The sequence below is a fragment of the Mycobacterium arosiense ATCC BAA-1401 = DSM 45069 genome (assembly GCF_002086125.1).
Classification (GTDB): Bacteria; Actinomycetota; Actinomycetes; order Mycobacteriales; family Mycobacteriaceae; genus Mycobacterium; species Mycobacterium arosiense.
On sequence record NZ_MVHG01000032.1, the window covers coordinates 26,071 to 47,168 of the forward strand.

Annotated in this window: 17 protein-coding genes; 2 read left to right on the forward strand and 15 right to left on the reverse strand. The window is 67.1% G+C overall.

Translation table 11 applies throughout. The annotated features are described in order from the left end of the window. Nucleotides 1–50 precede the first annotated feature (50 nt). Together secA2 and BST14_RS14500 are read right to left on the reverse strand one after the other, a co-directional pair. The gene (secA2, locus tag BST14_RS14495; RefSeq protein ID WP_083065049.1) at nt 51–2,375 is read right to left on the reverse strand and encodes an accessory Sec system translocase SecA2; all 2,325 of its coding nucleotides are present in this window, start codon (nt 2,373–2,375) and stop codon (nt 51–53) included. Nucleotides 2,376–2,502: 127 nt separating this feature from the next. Continuing rightward, a complete protein-coding gene (locus BST14_RS14500) occupies nt 2,503–4,146 on the reverse strand; it encodes an acetolactate synthase (protein ID WP_083065050.1) in 1,644 nt (547 codons plus the stop codon). Between the two features lie 94 nt (nt 4,147–4,240). Here BST14_RS14500 and bacA point away from each other — a divergent pair, with 94 nt between their 5' ends. Further along, nucleotides 4,241–6,160, forward strand: a complete 1,920-nt coding sequence (bacA, locus tag BST14_RS14505; RefSeq protein WP_083065051.1) for a vitamin B12 ABC transporter pemease/ATP-binding protein BacA — start codon at nt 4,241–4,243, stop codon at nt 6,158–6,160. A gap of 59 nt (nt 6,161–6,219) precedes the next feature. Here the strand turns inward: bacA and BST14_RS14510 are convergent, their stop codons facing one another. From BST14_RS14510 to BST14_RS14520, 3 genes are all read right to left on the reverse strand, one after another. Further along, nucleotides 6,220–7,713 (reverse strand): FAD-binding protein, encoded by a 1,494-nt coding sequence (locus BST14_RS14510; RefSeq protein WP_083065052.1) that lies wholly within the window; start codon nt 7,711–7,713, stop codon nt 6,220–6,222. Further along, the gene (locus BST14_RS14515) at nt 7,710–8,264 is read right to left on the reverse strand and encodes a VOC family protein (RefSeq protein WP_083065053.1); all 555 of its coding nucleotides are present in this window, start codon (nt 8,262–8,264) and stop codon (nt 7,710–7,712) included. Before BST14_RS14515 ends, BST14_RS14510 begins: the two co-directional genes overlap by 4 nt. Before the next feature lie 131 nt (nt 8,265–8,395). Then, on the reverse strand, nt 8,396–9,079 hold the full coding sequence (locus BST14_RS14520; RefSeq protein ID WP_083065054.1) for a TetR/AcrR family transcriptional regulator: 684 nt from the start codon (nt 9,077–9,079) through the stop codon (nt 8,396–8,398). A 121-nt stretch (nt 9,080–9,200) separates the two neighbouring features. On the opposite strand from BST14_RS14520, the gene BST14_RS14525 reads away from it, so the two are divergent. Continuing rightward, a complete protein-coding gene (locus tag BST14_RS14525) occupies nt 9,201–9,665 on the forward strand; it encodes a nitroreductase family deazaflavin-dependent oxidoreductase (protein WP_083065055.1) in 465 nt (154 codons plus the stop codon). Here BST14_RS14525 and BST14_RS14530 read toward each other — a convergent pair. The 10 genes from BST14_RS14530 to BST14_RS14575 all read right to left on the reverse strand — a co-directional run. Continuing rightward, nucleotides 9,662–10,339, reverse strand: a complete 678-nt coding sequence (locus BST14_RS14530) for an Rv1815 family serine proteinase (RefSeq protein ID WP_083065056.1) — start codon at nt 10,337–10,339, stop codon at nt 9,662–9,664. The two genes, BST14_RS14525 and BST14_RS14530, sit on opposite strands and share 4 nt — an antisense overlap. Before the next feature lie 93 nt (nt 10,340–10,432). Beyond that, a complete protein-coding gene (locus BST14_RS14535) occupies nt 10,433–11,377 on the reverse strand; it encodes a sterol desaturase family protein (protein WP_083065057.1) in 945 nt (314 codons plus the stop codon). A gap of 77 nt (nt 11,378–11,454) precedes the next feature. After that, complete coding sequence (locus BST14_RS14540; protein WP_083065058.1) at nt 11,455–12,171, reverse strand: MgtC/SapB family protein; 717 nt, start codon at nt 12,169–12,171, stop codon at nt 11,455–11,457. Nucleotides 12,172–12,396: 225 nt separating this feature from the next. Further along, nucleotides 12,397–12,720, reverse strand: a complete 324-nt coding sequence (locus BST14_RS14545) for a DUF732 domain-containing protein (RefSeq protein ID WP_083065059.1) — start codon at nt 12,718–12,720, stop codon at nt 12,397–12,399. A gap of 105 nt (nt 12,721–12,825) precedes the next feature. Beyond that, complete coding sequence (locus BST14_RS14550) at nt 12,826–13,149, reverse strand: DUF732 domain-containing protein (RefSeq protein WP_083065060.1); 324 nt, start codon at nt 13,147–13,149, stop codon at nt 12,826–12,828. A gap of 48 nt (nt 13,150–13,197) precedes the next feature. Continuing rightward, complete coding sequence (locus BST14_RS14555) at nt 13,198–14,592, reverse strand: PPE family protein (protein ID WP_083065061.1); 1,395 nt, start codon at nt 14,590–14,592, stop codon at nt 13,198–13,200. A 67-nt stretch (nt 14,593–14,659) separates the two neighbouring features. Then, nucleotides 14,660–15,922 (reverse strand): PPE family protein, encoded by a 1,263-nt coding sequence (locus tag BST14_RS14560; RefSeq protein WP_083065062.1) that lies wholly within the window; start codon nt 15,920–15,922, stop codon nt 14,660–14,662. Nucleotides 15,923–17,033: 1,111 nt separating this feature from the next. Further along, complete coding sequence (eccA, locus tag BST14_RS14565; RefSeq protein ID WP_083065063.1) at nt 17,034–18,866, reverse strand: type VII secretion AAA-ATPase EccA; 1,833 nt, start codon at nt 18,864–18,866, stop codon at nt 17,034–17,036. Beyond that, nucleotides 18,863–20,071 (reverse strand): type VII secretion protein EccE, encoded by a 1,209-nt coding sequence (gene eccE / locus BST14_RS14570; RefSeq protein ID WP_083065064.1) that lies wholly within the window; start codon nt 20,069–20,071, stop codon nt 18,863–18,865. The genes eccA and eccE overlap by 4 nt, the downstream gene beginning before the upstream one ends. Before the next feature lie 19 nt (nt 20,072–20,090). Further along, nucleotides 20,091–21,098, reverse strand: a 1,008-nt coding sequence (locus BST14_RS14575; RefSeq protein WP_158085875.1) for a S8 family serine peptidase, incomplete at its 5' end; no start/stop codon positions are given.

The following is a 21,098-nucleotide window of genomic DNA, read 5'->3' on the forward strand; positions in this document are numbered from 1 at the left end:
TTAACGCGACCGGACACCGAACGCCCGGCCGGGCACTGGCGCGACTCAGCTCAGCGGAACACCCCGGGCAGGCTCAGCGTGGACAGCGTGTCATCCGACAGCGGGTTGTCGTTGACCATGTAGGTCCACGTCGACGTCGGCCGTGCCAGCTTGGACAGGTCCAGTCCGGGTTCCTCTTCGAGGACGTTCGCGGTCTCGAACGTCTGCTGGGCCGCCTCGATGGCGTCGGCGGCCAGCGACGCGAAGGCGTCGACCGCCAGCCGGTGAAATTCGTCGAGCGGGTTCTGCCGGCCCAGCGCCCGCAGATGGATGCTTTCGCGGATGTCGGCGAGGTACGCCAGATGGTCGGCCCAGCCGCGGTCGAGGTGATACAGCATGATCTGCCGGCAGATCGTCTCCAGGCGCTCTTCGGAGATGTCTTCCGACAGCTCTTTGTACCGCTTCGCTGCCAGTTCGGCGAGTTCCTCGCGCGCGGTTGCGGTGCGCAGCAACGTGTTACGTCGATCGACGATGATGGCGCGCTGCTGGGCGATCAACTGGTTGTAGCGCCAGGTATTGGCGTGCACGTCCAGCATGCGACCTTCGGCGACGCGCTGGGCGTGGTCGAGCAGGCCCGCGGCTTTGGGGCTGATGATCCGACCGTCCTCGTCGGTTTCCATCGGCAGCTTGTTGTGGTCGAGGTTGGCCGCCACCACGTCGTCTTCCCAGCTCGAAAAGAACACCGACGACCCCGGATCGCCCTGCCGCCCGGCGCGGCCGCGCAGCTGGTTGTCCAGTCGCTGGGTGTGGTGGCGCCCGGTTCCGACGACGTGCAGCCCGCCGAGCTCGGCGACCCGGTCGTGGTCGGCTTCGTCGGATCCACCGAGGCGGATGTCGGTGCCGCGCCCGGCCATCTGCGTCGAGACGGTGACGATGCCGAACTTGCCGGCCTCGGCGATCACTTGCGCTTCCTCGGCGTCGTTTTTTGCGTTCAGCACCACCGCGGGCACCCCGCGACGCAGCAACCGCTCGTGCAGGTCCTCGGATTCGGCGACGTCCCGGGTCCCCACCAGCACGGGCTGGCCGGTCTCGTTGACCTCGGCGATGTGAGCGACGATCGCGTCGTTCTTGGCCGCGGCGGTGATGTACACCCGGTCGGCCTCGTCTTCGCGAATGTTGGGCTTGTTCGGCGGAATTGGGGAGACGCCGAGCTTGTAAAACTGGCGCAGCTGCTCGCCGGCGGCCAGCGCGGTGCCGGTCATGCCGCACACCGTCGCGTAGCGGTTGATCAGCGCTTGCACGGTGATGGTGTCGAGCACCTCGCCGGTTTCGGTGGTCTCGATGCCCTCTTTGGCCTCGACCGCGGCCTGCAGGCCGTCGGGCCAGCGTTGCAGTTGCGCGATGCGCCCACGCGACGCGTTGATGAGGTGCACCGCGTCGTCGCGGACGATGTAGTGCACGTCGCGCTGCAGGAGCACGTGGGCGTGCAGCGCGACGTTGATCTCGGTCAGCGTGGTGGCGACGTGCTCCTCCGAGTACAGGTCGATCCCGCCGAGCGCCTTTTCCACCTTGCGGGCGCCGACCTCGGTCAGGTGGACGTTGCGGCTGTCGGCGTCGGTGTCGTAGTCGGTGCCGGCCTCCAGCTGGCCGGCCAGCTGGATGATCTCCAGCCGCGGCGTCTCCCGGTGGGTCGTCCCCGCCAGCACCAGCGGCACCAGTGCCTCGTCGACCAGCACCGAGTCGGCCTCGTCGATCAGGGCCACGTCGGGGTTGGGTGATACCAGGTCGGCGACGTCGGTCACCAGCTGATCGCGCAGCACGTCGAAGCCGATCTCGTTGACCGAGGCGTAGGTGACGTCGCAGCCGTAGGCGGCCCGGCGTTCTTCGCTGGTCGACTCGGCGGTGATCCACCCGACCGTCAGGCCCATCGCCTCGATGACGGGGCCCATCCATTCCGCGTCACGACGAGCCAGGTAGTCGTTGATCGTCACCACGTGCACGTGCCGCCCGCCCAGCGCGTATCCGGCCGCCGCGATCGCGCCCGACAGCGTCTTGCCTTCACCGGTGGCCATCTCGATCACGTCACCGGCCAACATGCGCAGCGCCCCGAGCAGCTGCACATCAAATGGACGCAGGGCCGTCGATCTTTCGGCCGCCTCCCGCGCGATGGCAAGGAATTGCGGTATGTCCTCGGAGTCGGCGAGGTCGTCGAGGTTGAGCAGCCCGGCCGCTTTGCGCAGTTGCTCGTCGCTCAGCCCGGCCGCCTCGTCGTCGTATGCCGACGAGGCGTTGACCTGGCTGAGCGAGCGGTTGCGGTCCTTTTCGGTGCTGGCGCCGAGCAGCTTCCAAAAGCGGCTGCTCAGCCGGCCGGGTTGAGCGCGGGTGGTCTTAGGCACAGGTCAACGGTACGTGACCCCGGGGCGGGCGCGAGACCCCTCGACGGGCGGCGCGAGCGTGCGTGGTTGCCCGCGACACGCCGACCGCTACCGTACGTCTGCGCACGCTCGCGGCCGCGCAGACTCATCACGCGAGGTTGGACCGGCGTGGATACGCCACCTCGGGGTCGGTGAGCACATTGACGACGGCCGGCAGGCCGCTGGCGAAGGCTCGTTCCAGCGCGGGCCGCAGCTCGCCGGGCGCGGCGACCAGCTCGCCGTGCCCGCCCAGGGCGCGGACCACCTCGTCGTAGCGCGTCCCGGGACGCAGTTCGGCGACCACCGAGTAGCCGTACAACGCTTCCATGGGGTGTTTCTCCAGCGCCCAGATGCCGTTGTTGCCGATCACGGAGACGACCGGCACCCGGTGGCGAACCAGGGTGTCCCATTCCATGCCGCTGAAGCCGAACGCGCCGTCGCCCTGCAGCAACACCACCTGGCGGTCGGGGTGAGCCAGCTTGGCGGCCAGCGCGTAGCCGGGGCCCGAGCCCAGGCAGCCGAAGGGGCCGCTGTCCAGCCAGCAGCCCGGCTGGTAGCTGTCGATCACCCGCCCGGCGTACGACCCGAAATCGCCGGCGTCGATCACGACGATCGCGTCGCGGTCCAGCATCGGCGCGAGCTCGGCGTAGACCCGCATCGGGTGCAGGGGGATGCGTCCGTCGGCCAGTTCGGCCTTCTCCTTGGCGCGCGCGGCCGTCTCGGCGGTTCGCAATCCGTCGATCCAGTCGCGATGGTCGCTCGCCGTGGCCGCGGCCAGCGCCGCGAGGATCGTCAACAGGTCGCCGTACAGCTCGGCCGCCACCGGCCGGGGGTGGCGGCGTTCGGGTTCGACACGGTCCACCACGATGAGCTCGGTTTGTGGCCCGAAGACCGCGCCGAAGCCCAGCCGGAAATCCATCGGCACCCCGACGATCAGCGCAACGTCGGCCTCTCCCAGAGCTTTTCCGCGCACCCTGGAAAACGCCAACGGATGGTCGGCGGGAACCGCGCCGCGGGCCATGCCGTTCATCAGCACCGGGATGTTGAGTTCCTCGGCGAGGCGCAGCAGGGCCGCTTCGCCGTGGCCCCACCACACGTTGGTGCCCGCCATGACCACCGGTCGCTTGGCCGCGGAGAGCAGGGCCGCGGCCCGGCTCAGGGCGCCACCGTCGGGCGGCGGCCCGGGCGGCAGGTCGACGAGGGCGCCGGGCCGGCCGTCATCGTCGGACATGGAGAACACCTGGTCCATCGGGAAGTCGACGAAGCCGAGGCCCGACGGCGCGCAAACCGCGGCGCGCAGCGCGTCGTCGACGAGCCGGCCGGCGTCGTCCGCCGACTGTGCGGTTGCGGCGAAGCGGGCCAGCGGCGCCACGAACGGCACGTGGTCGATTTCTTGCAGCGACCCCATGCCCCAGCGCTGCGCCGGCGCCCGGCCGCCGAGCACCACCAACGGCGACTGGTTCTGCTGCGCCGCGGCCATTGCGCTCATCCCGTTGGTGATGCCCGGCCCCGCGGTGAGCGCGGCCACGCCCGGCGACCGCGTCACCTTCGACCAGCCTTCGGCGGCGAAGGTCGCGGTCTGCTCATGGCGGGTGTCGATCAGGCGGATGCCCTCGTCGCGGCACCCGTCGTAGATGGAGAACAGGTGGCCGCCGGACAGCGTGAAGATGGTGTCGACACCGCTGGCCCGCAGACGCCGCGCCACAAGCCGGCCGGCGTGCAAGGTTTGTGCGGGGGTGGCGTCAGTAGTCATGACCGCAGCCTAACCAGATCCGTCAGGTACCTTCGCCGACAGGATTTGAAGTTGAGGAGAGTCCCACCACCTCGACCGTAAGGAGACGTCGACGATGGGTCCCAAGCCGTTCAAGCCATCGATCAACTGGTCGGCGGCGCCCATGGATTCGTTGCGGTGGATCGCCATCGCCTGGGTGGTCAGCGCTGTCTGTCTGTTCGGCGTCCTGCTCGCGTTCCGCTATCTCACGCCCTGGGGCCGACAGTTCTGGCGGATCACCCGCGGCTACTTCGTCGGCGCAGGCAGCGTGCGCGTGTGGCTCATGCTGGGCGTGTTGTTGCTCTCGGTGCTGCTGTCGGTGCGGTTGGTGGTGCTGCTCAGCTACCAGGGCAACGATTTGTATACCGCGGTGCAGAAGGCGGTCCAGGGCATGGCCGCGGGTGACGACAACGTCAAACAGTCTGGCGTGCATGGCTTTTGGATGTCACTCGCGGTTTTCAGCCTGCTGGCCACACTGTACGTCATCCGGTTCGCGGCCGACGTCTATCTGACGCAGCGGTTCATCATCGCCTGGCGCATGTGGTTGACCTCCCACCTCACCGACGACTGGCTACAGGGCCGGGCCTACTACCGGGATCTGTTCATCGACAACACCATCGACAACCCCGACCAGCGCATCCAGCAGGACATCGACATCTTCACCGCCAATGCCGGCGGAACCCCCAACATCCCGTCCAACGGGACGGGAAGCACGTTGCTGTTCGGGGCCGTCAACGCGGTCGCCTCGGTGATTTCCTTCGCCGCGATCCTGTGGAACCTGTCCGGGGACCTAGACCTCTTCGGCGTGGTGGTGCCGCGCGCGATGTTCTGGACGGTTCTGATCTACGTGCTGATCGCGACGGTCGTCGCGGTTTGGCTTGGGCGCCCGTTGATTTGGCTCAGCTTCAACAACGAGAGGCTCAACGCCGCCTTCCGGTACGCCCTGGTGAGGTTGCGGGACGCCGCGGAGGCGGTCGGCTTTTACCGCGGCGAGCGGGTCGAGCGGGCGCAGCTGTGGGGGCGCTTCACGCCGATCATCGCCAACTACCGCAACTTCGTCCGGCGGACCATCATTTTCAACGGGTGGAACTGGTCGGTGTCGCAAGCGATTGTCCCGCTGCCGTGGGTGATTCAGGCGCCGCGGCTGTTCGCCGGCAAAATCGATTTCGGCGACGTGGGCCAGACGGCGACGGCGTTCGGCAATATCCACGACTCGCTGTCGTTCTTCCGCAACAACTACGACGCGTTCGCGTCCTTCCGGGCCGCCATCATCCGGTTGCACGGGCTGGTCGACGCCAACAGCAAGGGCCGCGCGCTCCCGGCGATTCTGGTCAAGCCCAGCGAGGAGACGGCGGTCGAGCTACGCGGCATCGAGGTGCGCACGCCCGAGGGCGACCAGCTGGTCGACTCGCTGGACATCCAGCTCGACCCCGGCGAATCCCTGGTGATCACCGGGCGCTCCGGGGCCGGCAAGACCACCCTGCTGCGCAGCCTGGCCGAACTGTGGCCGTACGCCTCGGGCACCCTGTGCCGCCCGGACGGCGACAACGCGACAATGTTCCTGTCGCAGCTGCCGTATGTGCCGCTGGGCAGTTTGCGCACCGTGGTGTGCTACCCGAACTCGCCGGACAACGTCCCCGACGAACAGCTGCGCGATGTGCTCACCAAGGTGGCCCTGGCGCCGCTGATCAACCGGCTCGACGAAGACCACGACTGGGCCAAGGTGCTGTCGCCTGGCGAGCAGCAGCGGGTCGCCTTCGCGCGCATCCTGCTGACCAAGCCGAAGGCGGTCTTCCTCGACGAGGCCACCTCCGCGCTGGACGAGGGGCTGGAATTCGCGCTGTATGAGTTGGTCCGGACCGAGCTGCCCGAGTGCGTCATGGTCAGCGTGAGCCACCGGCCCACCGTCGAACAGCACCACGAGCAGCAGCTGCATCTGCTCGGCGGCGGCCCGTGGCAGTTGGGACCCGTCGAGAAGGAACCCGCCCAGGTCTAGCAACTACGCTCCCCCGGCACGCCGCGCCGCGTGCGCTCCGGCGCCGGGTCGTGGCGCGCCTACGCTCCCCCGGCACGCCGCGCCGCGTGCGCTCCGGCGCGGCGCCCGAAGAACGACCCTTCACCCAGCTGCGTTCCGCTCGCGTAGCCCTTGCCGTCCTGGGCGAGGTTGGACGCGCACGCCCCCGCGGCGTACAAACCGGGCACGACGGAGCCGTCTTCCCGCTGCACCTCGCCGTCGACAGTCACCGCGAGGCCGCCGATGGTGAATCCCGAGTACATCGCACGTCCGAGCGACAGATCGAACACCGCCCACGGGCCATTGTCTTGTGGCGCAAGGAAATCCGGCTGTTTGTGGAAGTCGGGGTCCTCGCCCGCGGCGGCATGCTTGTTGTAGCGATCCAGCGTGGCCGCGAGATTCCCCGCCGGAATGCCAAGTGCGGCTTCCATTTCCGCGATCGTCTCGTACCCGTCGAGGAAGCGGATCAGTGGCATGGCGGGCATCTCGGTGTGGGCTTCGTCGACGATCAGGTACGCCGTCTGGTCCGGCTGTTCCAACACGAAGGCCGACGTCCGCGAGTGATAAGAGTCCTCGGCGACGAACCGCCGGCCCTCTTTGTTGACGATCACCCCGGTCAGCAACACCTCGGGCGGATACGCCGCCGCGGTGATGAACAGCTCGTCCATGTGCTTGGTGGCGCCGCCCGCCGAGACGCCCATCCGGATGCCGAGTCCGTCGTCGTTGGGATTGCCCAGGATGTAAGGCGCCACGACGCCGTGGTGTTTGGTGCGCCTCTCCTGTCCCAATGCGGGCGTGTGCTCGGCGACCATCTCCGGATTCATCGCGAATCCGCCGGCCGCGATGATGACGGACTTGGCCTTGATGGCGCCGGTTTCGGTGAAGTGTTTCCAGGCCACGCCGACGACCGCGCCGTCGCCGTCGGTGACCAGGTTGGTCACCCCGGTCTCGTAGCGGATCTGCACGCCCAGGGCGTCGGCGCGTTTGAGCAGCAGGTCGACAACCATGCTCGCGCCGCCCAATTCGCCGGGCACCGGCACCGAGTGCCCGCGCGGTGCCGGTTTGGCCCGCTCGCAGAAGGGCCAGACCTTTTCGTTGCCGGTGTAGCTCAGCCCCTCGGTGCCCGGCGGCACGACGACTTTGCCCGGGTAATAACTGCGCTCGAACTGAAAACCTAGATCCTCCAGCCAATTGAAGTGCTCGACGCTGCCCTCGCAGTAGGCGCGGATCTTGTCGAGTTCGGGTTCACGCGACACCTCGACCAGATACTTGTACATCTCCTCGACGGAATCGTCTTGACCGGTTGCCTGCTGCACCGCGGTCCCGCCGCCGAGGTAAAAGTGGCCCCCGGCAAGCGAAGTCGTGCCACCCGCCGCGGCCGCGCGTTCGAGCACCAGCACCCGTGCGCCGGCGCCAGCCGCGCTGACCGCCGCGCAGCCGCCGGCAATGCCGAACCCGATCACCAGTACGTCGACGTCATCCGACCACGCGGACACGTCGTTCGCGCTGATTGTTGCCGGTATCTCCGTGCTCATTGGCGCCACTCCTTCTCATCGCTGCGCCGCGCGCCGTCGCCGGCGCGGCCCACCGCCGCTCGGTGTTTGATGTAGTCGTAAAAGGTCCGCATTTCGGGCGCAACGTACGCAAGCTCCACGTACGGCACGCCCGCCTGCGGCGCGGACAGGTAGGCGAAATGGATGCCGCCGGGCATCACGCCTCGCTGCAAAACCGCGGCGCCCCGCTCGCCGGCCTCGCTCACCGCCGCTTCGAGCTGCTCGGGGCTTTCGACCTCCGTGCAGATGTGGTGCAAACCCGGTCCGCAATCGGACAGGAAGTCACTATAGATGTTCTGGCCGCGAACCGGCTGGATCACCTCCAATTGCATGTCTCCGAGGTAGCTCAGCGAGATGTTGGCAAAGAAGTCGGCGGGCCGGCCACGGTAGCTGCACGCGTCGGGAGCAAAGTGCACCTCGGGTATGCGCACCCAACTTCGCACCCCTAACAGGCCGGTGAGGGCGGTTTCGGTGGCATCCAGGTCGCCGGTGACCCAGGCAATCTGCGTCGGTGATTCGAGGGGAAGCGTCATCGTCTCGCACAATAGTCCAGCCGTCGGGCCGCCAGAAAGGCCCCGAATGACTTTGCCGTGGCCGGCCCGCCCGGACGCCCGATCGCCGGGTGAACACGTTCTAATTCCGGTTGCCCGCGCCCGCCGCGCCCTCAGTGCCGGCTCAGCACGTCGACCAGCAGCCGCAGCTGGGCGTCGAAGACGGCCTGCGGGTCGGTCAGGGTGTCCGCGCCGTATTGCCCGAACACCTCGAGGCTGATGGCACCCAGCACCCCCGCCCACAGCAAGAAGCATTTGGCCAGCACCTGGTCGTCGCCGGGGAACCCGAATTCGTGCCGGATCCGTTCGAAGTCTGATGACATCGGTTGCGGGGCAAGTTCATTCGTCAGCCGGATGTCCCCCGTGGCGATTCCGACCGCGACCGCATCGAACAGCGCCGCCACCACCCGGGTGCCCACCGCAACCGTGCGCTCGGGGGGCGCGTGATATCCGGGAACGGGACTGCCGTACAGCAGGGCCCAGCAGGCCGGGTGCGCGACGGCCCAGTCGCGGGTCGCACGGGCGATGGCGACCACATCGTCGCTCCACAGGTCTCCGACGGACTGGCGGGCACGATCCACGGCGTCGGCCAGATCGGAATAGGCGTCGACCAACAGCAGGGTCAGCAGTTCATCGCGGCTGGACACATAGCGGTACACCGCCGAGGACACCATGCCCAGGTCGCGGGCTATCGCCCGCACCGACAATCCGGCGGCGCCGCGGTCGACCAACTGTCGGCGACCGAGTTCGATGATGCGCGCCTCGATCTGCTGGCGCGATTCCTGGCGTTTGCCCACGCGACCAGTCTGTCATAACCGAGAACACCGCTCTTGCTTTCCGCGGCGGGTCGTGGCAGCATCTTCGCATTAGAGAGCACCGCTCTCACACTGTGATCGGGATTCGCTGAGAGGCCATGACATGTCCACGCGCTACGAAGAACCGAACCGGGCCGCCCGTGCCGCCAACCGCGTCATCCGCTGGCTCGCCGAAGCGGGGATCAGCGTCGCCGGTACCCGGGCGTTGCGGGTGCGCGGGCGCAAATCCGGAAAGCCGCGCGCGGTGGTGATCAACCTGCTGACCGTCGACGGCATCGACTACCTGGTTTCGCCGCGCGGCAACACCCAGTGGGCCCGCAATGTCCGGGCGGCGGCCGCCGTGGAGGTGGGTCCGCGCTGGCACCGGCGCAGCGTCCGGGCCAGCGAGGTCGACGACGCGGCCAAGCCCGAGCTGCTGAGGCGCTATCTGGCCCGATGGTACTGGCAGGTCAAGGATTACGTCGCAGGATTGACGCCAGACAGCACCGACGAGCAGTTCCGCGCCGCCGCGGTCACGATTCCGGTGTTCGCGCTGACCCCGATCCGCGCGGCCGGCGCGATGCCCTAGTGCGCGTTGTCGCGCACTCCGAGATCCTCGCGGACCTCCCGTGACGTGGCCCCCCACGACACCGCGGCGGGAAGGTCACCCCACACGCTGTTGAAGATCCCGACGAGCTGGCCCGGGCCGCCGTTGGGCGCCAGGTACACCGGCCCACCCGAATCACCGTTGTGGATTTGCACGCCGTGCGACATGGTGAACCAGCCGTTGTTCACGCTCTCCACCGTCCCGCAGGTTTCCCCGGTGATCACGCCGAAATGGCAGACGGGCTGGCCGGGCGCGAGCGCCAGCCCGGGGTCCGACACCAGCGGCCGGCCGCCCGGCAGGATGTTGTTCGCCGTCACGCTGTTGTCCAGCACGATCGCTTCGTAGTCGCTGATCGTCTGGCTGGTGGACACCGTCGTACCGCTGGGGGTGGTGTCCCGGAAGGCCGCCATCCGGCCGATGACGGTGCCGCCCCGGTCCGTCACCACTCCGGCGCCGCTGCGGCAGTGTCCCGCGGTGAACGCGACCTTGAGGGCGGGGTCGACGTAGCCCAGCGTGCAGACCCTGTTGTCCTGGCGTATTTCCATGCCCGGAAACACCATGACGTCGGCTTTGGCCGACGCGGCCGGCGACAGGGCGACGAGCGCTGCGACAGTAGTCGACGCGGCGAATGCGCGCGTAGCCAGTCGATGCATCATGAACTCCGATCCATCGGGCCGATACTGACGGGAGGTGGGGTTACCGCGTGGCCCTCCTCCACGCTCAGCTTTTCGCGCCGACCCGCGCAGATGTTACAGCGAGGTCACGACCGCGGTGGCGGCGTCGGCCGGATGGGCCGCCCGCGGCAGCCAGCCCGGCGGACCGAACACATACCCCAACTTTTCGCGCAGGCGCTTCGCCGATCGCCAGTCGCGGGCGATCGCGACGTATTCGCGGGTCTGCAACGTCCAGATGTTGAACGTGTCCACGCGCTTGGTGAGACCGTAATGCGGCCGGAACAGCTCGGGCTGAAAGGTTCCGAAGAGCCGGTCCCAGACGATGAAGATGCCGCCATAGTTCTTGTCGAGATACACCTTGTCCATCCCGTGGTGCACCCGGTGGTGCGACGGTGTGTTGAAGACGAACTCGAACGGTCGCGGCAGCTTGTCGATGCGCTCGGTGTGGATCCAGAACTGGTAGATCAAGTTCACCGAGAAACTGAAGAACACCATCCACGGTGGAATTCCCAACAGCGGCAACGGAATCCACATCAAGATTTCGCCGCTGTTGTTCCACTTCTGGCGCAGCGCGGTGGCGAAGTTGTAGTACTCGCTGGAGTGATGGGCCTGGTGGGTCGCCCAGATCAACCGCACCCGGTGCGCGATGCGGTGATAGGCGTAGTAGAGCAGGTCGACACCGAGAATCGCGATGACCCAGGTGTACCAGCGGGTCGCCGGCAGATGCCAGGGCGCCAGGTAGGCATAGATCGCGGCATAGCCGAACAACGCCAGCGTCTTCCAGCCGGCGGTGGTGGCCACCGACACCAGCCCCATCGAGATGCTCGTCACCGAATCGCGGGTGAGGTGCGCCCCCGACGCCGGCCGCGCCCTGTCGGCGGCCTCGGCCGTCAGGTGTTCCAGCTTGCGTGCTGCGGTCCATTCCAGGGTCAACAGCAGCAGGAAGAACGGGATAGCGAACAGCACCGGATCCCGCATCTGCGGAGGCAGCGCGGACAGAAAGCCGGAGAGGGCGCTCACACAGGTAAGACTACGACGAGCGCCGCGACATCACCTCATCGTGGCCGGTCAGGCGGCGCATGGCGGCGGCACGCCCATTAGCGACGATCGTCGGACTGCGCTTCTTCCGCGGCGTACCACTGCACCGCGCGGACGCCGGGAAGCAGCGACAGTTCGGCCACCAACCGCTCTAGCCGGGCCGCGGCATCGCCGTTCATCAACAGGTGGGCGGTCAGCGCGACCTCGTCACCGTCCGGGTTGCCGGTGTGGATCCCGCGAAGCGTGATGTCGTTGCTGCCGGCGTGCTGGACGATCTGGGCCCGGGCGTACTTCTCGTGCTTGGGACGGCAGACCACCTGCACCAGATACGGCACCAGGCTCTCGTCTTCTTCGGCGCTGTTGTCGCGGTCGATCAGCCGGCCGAGCGGGCGGCCCAGGACATGAATTCCGATGACGGTGGCGGTACCGATCAACGCGAACACCAGATGCCCGGAAGCGGCCAGCACGCCGATCGCCGCCGAGCACCACAGGGTGGCGGCCGTGTTCAGGCCCCGAACGTTGACGCCCTCCCGCAGGATCACGCCACCGCCCAGGAATCCGATACCGGACACCACATAGGACGCGACCCGCGTGGGGCTGGTATCGGAGGTGGCCGTCGCGTACAAAACGAACAGCGTCGCGCCCGCGGCGACCAGTGCGTTGGTGCGCAGGCCGGCCCGCCGCGCCCGCCACTGCCGTTCCAGGCCGATGAGGGCGCCGCAGCCGACGCCGACGCCTAGCCGGAGCGCGAAATCGAGAGTGCTCAGCGTGTCCACCGCCTCACCCCCTTCACCCTGGGTCTTTCTGTCGAGTATCCCCCGGCGCACCGAACGATTCCGGTTGCGGCCCGATTGGCGCAGCTAAACATTCGGAGGTGAACGGCAGGTGGACTCGGGCAGAATTGGGCGCGGGGCGGCCGCCTCGGCGAAACCTGCGAGCAGTCAACCGGTTCCGTGAAAGCCGCCCGATGGGCGGTGGTAACGACTCCGGTCGGCCCGCGGCTACCTTCGGTTAAGTTGCTGCGGGCAATAGTATTTGGCTGCGATCGCCAGGAACGATGTGGCGTGATCGTCGGTGAGCCCGGGGTTTTGGCTCTTCAGCTCGTCAAGCATCTGCGGGCCGACCTCGCCGTTGCCCATCGACACGCACACCGCCTTGGCGAACTTGATCGCCCCGTCGGGAGTCGAATAAGTAATGCCCGCACTCCGCAGGGAGGCGAGGAAACCGGCTTCGTCCGGGCCGGGCGTCCCCGGGTCGCCATGCGCGAGCGGGGCCATCGCGATCGCCGCCGAAACGCCGACACCGAGCGCCGGCAGCAGTCTCATGACCGGTGATCATCCCATGTCTCGGGAATCACCGCAGCGTGGGGCGATGCTTCGCAGAGATGTTGAGCTGCAGGTCGTTTCACAGGTCGCCTCCCCGACGCGGCGTCAGGCCTTCGAGAGCTGTTGGGGGCAGAAGTACTTGGCGGAAAGCACAGCGAAATTCGACGCCATCTCCATGTCCATGCCCGGATTGTGCGTTTTCACGTCATGGAGCACCTCCAGGCCCGACTCGCCGTTGTTCAAGCACGAACACACCGCCCTGCCGGCGGCGGCGGCCGAACCCGGGCTGTTGAAGCTGAAGCCTGCCTGCCGCAGCGCGGCGACGAAGCCGCCGTCGTCGCCGTCCGGTACCGGAGGTGGATTGGCATGTGCCGGTGCGGCAAGACCGATCATCGCCGAAACACCAAGCAACGCCAGTAGTCGTTTCATCGCTATCCCCTTCCCATCGTGACGGCTCGTCCCTGCCGTTCAACCCAATTAAGCATCGGCGGGTATGACCTTCGACTTGTCGCCCTTCTTCAGGTGCACCGCATGGATGCCCGGCTTCTTGGCCAGCTGCTCGAGCAGCGCGTCGAGGTTTTCTTGATCGACGTTGTGGTGCTGCACGGTTTCGGGCTTCTCCGAGATTTGTGCGACAAGGCGTTTCAGCTGTTCCGGTGATTGCTTGTCTTTGAGGTCCTTGATGGCAGTCATCCGGTTGCGCACACCGGCACGCGCCACCGTGGGTCCACCGGAGCCGACGGCGCTACCGAGCATCCCGGCCAGCCCCATCGAACTGAACAGGCTCCCCTGACCCAGCGCGGCCGCGGGCACGGCCTCGGTTCCGGCCGCCGACAGGGCGGCGGCAACGGTTCTGACGGTCGGGGTGGAGGTGGCCCAGCTCGGCGGGATGGACAGCTTTCCGACCAGGGTGCCGGCGTTGCCCATGCCGGCGATCGGGGTGATCGAGCTGTACAGGGTGCCGCGACCGAAGCCCAAGGCCCCCAGACCGGCGCCCAGGGCGTCTTTGGGCAGCGCCCCGTAAGCGATGGGCGGGGCGAACTTGAGCCACTGGGACAACGGGAAGTTGATTAGCAAGCCAATGTCGTTGAACGACGTGGTCAGCCCCAGCGGCACCTTCACGGCGTTGTACATGCCGGTGTAAAAGCTGGCCCCGCCCGGCACGGTGTTGAACAGATCCGTCATGAAAGTTTGGTAGAGATAGGCCAGGTTCGCCGGGACGGAGAAGGCACCGCTGTAGGGCAGGGTGGTGGTTGCCGCCGACGCCGCGGTGCTGGCGACGTTGGCGGCCGGGGTGCCGGCCGCCGAACTCACCGCGGCCGCCTGCGTCGGCTCGGCGGCCTCATTGGTGGTCTTGGGGGCCGGGCTGAATTCCTTCAGGCTGTTGGCTGCGGTTGCCGACGAGGCGAAGTAGGTGTCCATCGCCGTTGCGTCCTGCGCCCAAAACTCGCTGTACTGAGCCTCATTCGCGGCGATTGCCGCCGTATTCTGCCCGAACAGGTTGGTCGCCACCAATTGTGCGAGCAGGGTTCGGTTTTCCGCGATCACCGCCGGCGGCACGTGTGCGGCGAAAGCCGTCTCGTAGGCCGCGGCGGCCTCGGTGGCCTGGGTCGCGGCTTGTGCGGCCTGGGCTGCGGTTTGCTGCATCCAGGCTACGTACGGGGCCGCGGCGCTCGCCATCGCCAGCGATGATGGTCCCAGCCAAGGCCCCGCCGTCAGGCTGGAGAGCACCGACGAGTACGACGTTGCGGTGGACTGCAATTCGGTGGCCAGGTTCTGCCAGGCCGTCGCCGCGGCCGCTAACGACCCCGCACCCGGACCGCTGTACATCCGGCCCGAATTGAACTCCGGCGGAAAGGCTCCGTAAAACATCTCTCGTACTCCTACCTTCGCGTCCGGGCGGTCGTTATGCAGCTGCCATACGATTCGGTCATCGCGCTCACTCCTCGACGCACGGGATCACGATGATGGTGGCCGCGGCCGGATCCGCCTCGGTGGCAACGCCGCCCAGCGAACCCGCCGCCGAGGCGGCGCCGCCGGCGGGGTGGGTTGCGGCTGCCGCGACGGCGCGTCCGGCCAAGCTGGACAGCGCCATCTGGCTGAACACGCCCTCTTCGCCGGCCATCGCGGCCGGTGCCGCGGCCATGTTGGTCGGCAGCACCTGGGCGATGGTTCGGATCGCCGGGGCGGCCTCGGTCCAGCCCTGCGGCACCGACATGCGGCCCACCAGCGCGGCTTTGCCCATCGACCCCGATACCTGCCCCGCCCCGACCGCGGAGCTGAGCATGGGCTTGACTGCGTTGGCGCCACTGGTCAGCGGCGCCAACGCCCCGGTAATCGCCTTGGGCCCAGCCAGATACGCGGCCGCGCCCTGCCCGTTCTGCCCCCAGGCGTAGGCCTGGCCGAACGACAGGAACGGACCGCCGGGGATGGTGCTCCAGGACTGCGGCGAGTACACGCCGGTCAGTACCGACCAGAACTCGTTCCAGTTGGTGATGAAACTCGACGTGGTCAGTCCCGTCGACGATGTGGTCGTCCCCGCGCCGGCATTGGTGACCGCTTGGGCCGCGGGCTGCATCGTGCTGCTCAGTTGCGCAAGGTGGCTAGCGGTGTTCGAGCTCCCCTGCCCGGCGCTCTGGGCCACCGCGGCCGCCTGCGTGGGAGCGGCCGAGTCGTTGGTGGTTCGTGGCGGCTCGGCGAACGGGGTCAGCTGAGCGGCGCTCGCAGAGGTCGCCGCGTAGGTGTACATCGCGGCGGCGTCCTGCGCCCACATCTCCATGTAGTGGGCTTCGGTGGCGGCGATCGCCGGGGTGTTCTGGCCGAGGATGTTGGTCGCGATCAACGTCGCGAGCAGCGAGCGGTTGGCGGCGATCACCGACGGCGGAACCGTCGCCGCGAAGGCGGCCTCGTAGGCCCCGGCCGCGAGTTTGGCCTGGGCGCCCGCCTGTTCGGCTTGCGCGCTGGTGGCATGAATCCAGGCCACGTAGGGTGCGGCGGCCGCCGCCATAACGATGGAGGACGGGCCCGTCCACGGCCCCGTGGCAAGAGTCTCGACGGTCGACTGGTACGAGGCCCCAGCGCTTTGCAGCTCCGCGGCCAATTCGTCCCACGCCGCCGCAGCGGCCAGCAGCGGCCCCGATCCCGCACCGACATACATCCGCCCCGAGTTGTATTCCGGCGGATAAGCCCCGAAATCCAACATTAAAACCTCCGGTCCCTCCTGTGGCGGCCATGGTAAGCACGCAGCATCGGCCTCAACATCGAGTAACTCGCAGCTCTAAGAGAATTCATCGAATCTGCTACCGAATACATGTGCGGATTTCATGTGTTGCAGACAGCAAAGCTATACCGTTCCTAACTGTAGATCGGCGCCTGCTAATGCACCGACAATGATGCCCATCGCATATTTCGGTGGGCGTTCCCGACACGTAAACCTTTGTAAAATACAAATATCGCGCGCCTCGGGGACGTGTGAGAGACGGCAGTCACGACCATTAGATTAGTGGCGCATATCACCCGTTGACGGTAATTGCGGGCAGCATTCGACGCCGAATCGCGTCGATTCTTGCGCTAATCCTTAAAAGTCTGCCGGTGGCAATTTCGTACTGAGGTTCTCGCGTCCCGCGGATAATCCGGCCGCCATTTCTCGCGGCGCGCAATCGAAAATTCCCGACACCTCCATATCATTGGGCACTACCAAATCGGTCGTCAACCTCAGAGGCCACGGGACCGCATTTCACCCGCGGCCCTATCCGTGATTTTTATTGCACTGCTTGCATTGCGAAGAAAGGCAATGAAGCCAACGAAGCGACTGCGCTGTCGTGTTCTGTCTGCTTACCAGTCGACCCCGAGCTCAGGACCCGACCTGCAGTGAACTACTGGCACTCGACCAATTTCGCATCGCCCGCAGGCCGGCGGCCGGGCGCCGATCACGGCGCCATGAGCGTTTCCTTCGCCGGGCAAGTGGTTGGTTTTCACAACGTTCCCCTGAGGTCCACATACACGAGTAGACGCGGTTACTCTGCAGTCACACTGATTAGCTACTGGCAGTTTCCTGTGGAGCGAGCGCACCGAGCTCACAACGGGTTCTAACACGGTGTGAGCCTTTTGCGCCGCGATGCAAATCCGTTGCTGGGACGGCAGAATTTGCCGTACCTCGGGCGGGCAATAGCGCCGGGCGCCCTTCTGATTGCGTCCGGATTGACCGGCGGCCGGCGCGGACGCGCTTCCAAGCGCGCAACGCATGCAGCGGGGCGGCGAGCTCTTCGTCGCGGGCATGGCGCCCGGCTAGTCCGGGCCGGGCACGGCGTTGGCTAGTCCGACTTCTTTTCGGCGACCGCGGCGCTGAGGCCCTCGGCGAGATCCTCTTGCGTAAGTTCCTTGAACCGGAGCAACTGGCGTTCGCTGAATTCCGTGACATCGCTGGCCAGCACCGCGTCCAGGTCCTCGTCGTCCAGACGGAAACTGCGGTGGTCGCGGGCCTTTTCCACCACGTTGCGCACGAAGCCGGCATTGCCCAGGGTATCGATGCCGCGGATCAGGTCCCCGTCTTCGGAGTAGCTCTCGTCAAGATAAAACCTGGTGTACGAAGGCAATAGCGATTGGGCCGCTTCCTCGGTGATGACGTCTTCGTTCTCCTGGCCCATCAACCGGGTGAGCGCGACCAGCTCGTCCGGGGTGTAGCTGAAGAACTCGATGACGGTCGAAAAGCGGCGCCGCAGCCCCTGATTCACGTCGAGCATCTTTTCCATGGCCTTGGCGTAACCCGCACCGAACACCACGAGATCGTCGCGATGGTTCTCCATGTACAACAGCAGCGTGTTGATGATCGCGTTGCCGTACGGGTCACCCTGCTGGTAGCCCTTCTCGTGCAGGGTGTGCATCTCATCGAAGAAGACGGCACCACCTAGGGCGCCCTCGAGCATCTCCTCGGTGTTCTTCTCCGCGTCGGCCATATACCGCCCCAGCAGCTTGGTGCGGCTGGTTTCCACCACCACGGGTTTGCGCAGCACGGTCAACCCGCACAGCTGCTTGCTGAAAGCCCTTGCCACGGAAGTCTTTCCGGTGCCGGGCGGACCGAGCAACAGCGTATGGCGCGAGGCTACCGGTACGGGAAGGCCCATCTTGGCGCGCGCCAGGTTCACCTTGGTCGTCGATTTGATCAGCTTGATCTCGCGCTTCGCGCGTTCCATGCCCAGCATGGCGTTCAGCTCGGCGTCGCCTTCGGCCAGATATTTCGCCGCCTCTTCAGCGTGGCGAGCGGCCTCGGTCTCGGCCCGGGTCGGCGCGCTGTCCTGGTCCCACGGGTCGGTGCGGGCCTCGATCGTTTCCGGGTCGGTCAGCACCAGTCGATAGTTGGGGTTGTCGAGCGCCTCGCGGGCCGGCGTGAACTTCGGATCCCGTGAGTACACCCGCCGCAGCAGCTCGACGGCTTCGTCCTCGCGGCCCAGGTGCCGCAGGCACATGCCCTGGGTGTATAACGCGATGTTGGCCGCGCCCGGTACCCGCTCGCCTTCGATGGCGTCCTGACCGCGGCGTAGGGCCTCCTCGAACACACCCAGCGAAGCCAGCGCTGTGGTGGCCATCGCGGCACCCGCGGCCTTCAGTTCGGGCTGCCGCCAGCTCTTGCCCTCGGCGAACTGGTTGAGCACATCCGGCCACCGAGCGGTGCGGAAGTACAGCACGCCGCGCACGTAGCTGATCAGTTCCTCGTCGACGGGATGGCGGGGCTCGACGCTGTCGAGTAGTTTCGCGGCTTCCTCGTAGCGTTTCGCCTCGGCCAGGACCGCGGCGTAGGCGCACGCCAATGTCTCCACGCTGGTCACCGCCAGCCGCAGGAACAACCCGTCGGAAACCTCGGGACGGAACTGCAACTCCGTGACCCCGAGCCGGCGAGTCTCCCAACCGAACGTCCGGATCGACGACCACGCACCGGAGAGCACATCAATGTTCTGCTCCCCCACCATGATTCGCGCCAGCCACGCGTCGCACATCCCCGGATCCAGGTTGGTCGCGGTGGCAAACATCTGCGCGGCAACCTGCGGATTGTGGCTGGGCTGCAGCCCGTTGACCGAGACGCCGGAGGCCAACAGGCCGGCGACCATCGCATTGCGGGCGCCTTCAGCGGTTGCTTGCGGCCTCGTCATTGCGCTACAGGTACGCCCGCCGAGCTCCCTCGCAGCTGGCCGACGGATAACGCAAGGTCTTCATCGTCGGCGCGCAGTGGACGACTCGGCACGACGAGCAGGGGGCGCGCCGTGGGGGCGGGCAGACTGGCTCGCAGCGCGGCCAGCTGACGTCCGGTGAGACGGTTGAGCCCCGACGAGACGTTTCTGCGCAGCCGTTTCTCGGTGTGATACCGAACCCAGGCCGATACCTGCGGCCGGCCGCCGCGCGAGGTGAGCCGGATGGTCAGCACGGTGGCGGAGGTCTCGTCGTCCCACAGCTCGTCCAGCTTGTCGGTGGTGATGTCGGACGGCGACAACCACAGGCTGGTGACGAAACCGTTGAAGTGCTTGAGGCGGCGCCATCCAGGACGGCTCCAGGTGGGTTCCAGATCGGCCAGCACCGCGCGGTCGACTTCGGCAAGCTCCCCCGCCGTCAACGGCCGGGCCGCGCAGGTCAGCCCGTCGAGATCCTGGGCGAGCCGCTCGGTGGCCGCCACCAGGGTGGACGCCAGCGAATCGCGCGCGGCCACGGCGGCGACGTTGCGCTGCGGATTCATCCGCAACACCAGCCAGGTGCGGCGAACGTACGACGTGGGCTGATCGTTGGCCACGTCCCACTCTTCGGGTCCCCAGTCGTCCAGCTTGGACAACTCGGCGGCTCTGGCTTCCGGGCCACCGCGGCGGACCTTCACCGACACGATGTCGATGTGGTCGAGGTGGATGTCGAACTGGCGCAGGCCGGACGCGACCGCCGACACCAGCAGGGTGGGGGACGAACCGCGGTGACGATGACGCGCGCGCGACTCGTCGTCGCCGCCGTTGATCGCGATCACCGTGACCAACTGGCCTTCGTGTTGCCGCACGCCGACCTTGTCGCGCCCGTATTTGCGTTGGTAATCAAGCGCCGGGGTGCAGCCGGCGGACAGCGCGGAGCCCGGGTCTGCGGACCAGTCCCACAGCCATGTGGCCAACCCCGATATCACCGTCAGCCCGTGATAGGTGACCAGCGACAGCAGCGCCACCAGCACGGCCAGGCCGACACCCACCCAGAACGCGATGCGATACGTGCCCTGCCATGACTCGGGGCAATGGCTGGCCACCACCATGATCACCACGTCGACCAAGAACACCGCGGTCAACCGCGGCCACGTCAACGACAAGCCAAACCTGCGCTGAGCCTTCATGAGTGTTGCTGCTCCGCCCCTATTGCTGTTTCCGCGATCGCTTCATCAGCATCGCCGTACCGAACACGCCGCCACCGATGAGTAGCGCCCCCAGCAAGCCGCCGGCGGCCACCCACACTGGCACCATATCCCGGTGCGGCACGGGTTTGGGAATGTTCAGCGGTGCCGACAGTTGCTGCGGCGGTTTGACCGGCCCATCGGGCACGTCCCAGGTCAGGGCCGCCACCGGGTCGACGACGCCGTGACCGACCTGGTTATCCACGCCCCGCGCCGGGGCGCGGGCGGTGCGCGTCAATCGATTGATGACCTGATACGCCGATAGCTGCGGGAACTTCGCCCGAACGAGCGCCGCGACCCCGGAAACGATCGCCGCCGAGAAGCTGGTGCCGGACGGGACCAGCAGCGTGTTGTCGGGCCCATCGATCGCGTTGATCAGGCCGTCGTCCCGGGGTGACAGACCGACGACATCCGTTCCCGGTGCGGCTATCCCGACCCACGGGCCGGCCACGCTCGTCGACGCTTGGCCCTGATTACCCTGGCTGAGCGGGCGTCCGTCGTTGTCCACGGCGCCGACCGTCAGGACGTAGTCGCTGAACCAGGACGGCGTCACGACCGTGGTGACCGCACTCCAGTTGCGAGGATCGTTGGGCTGCAACGGATCATGGGGCGGGTTCTGCTTGCAGTCCTTCTTGCTGGTGTCGCCCGCGGCGGCCACGATCACGGCGTTCTTGTCGACGGCCGCGTAACGCACCGCCGCGCCCAGCGAGCGCTGGTCGATGATGTTGCGCGCGCTCATGCAGGTCACATCGGAGATGTTGATGACCTGGGCCCCCATGTTGGCGGCATGCACGATCGCCCGAGCCATCGTCTGGACGCTGTCGATTTTCGCCGAGGTCTGCGGATCCTCGTCACCGGTGTAGGCATCCTTGAGGCCGAAGGCCTGGCTGGACTGCCGGATCGCGATGATGTCGACGTCCGGGGCCACCCCGCTGAACGCGTCCGGTCCCGCCTTGGGGGCCGGGGGTGG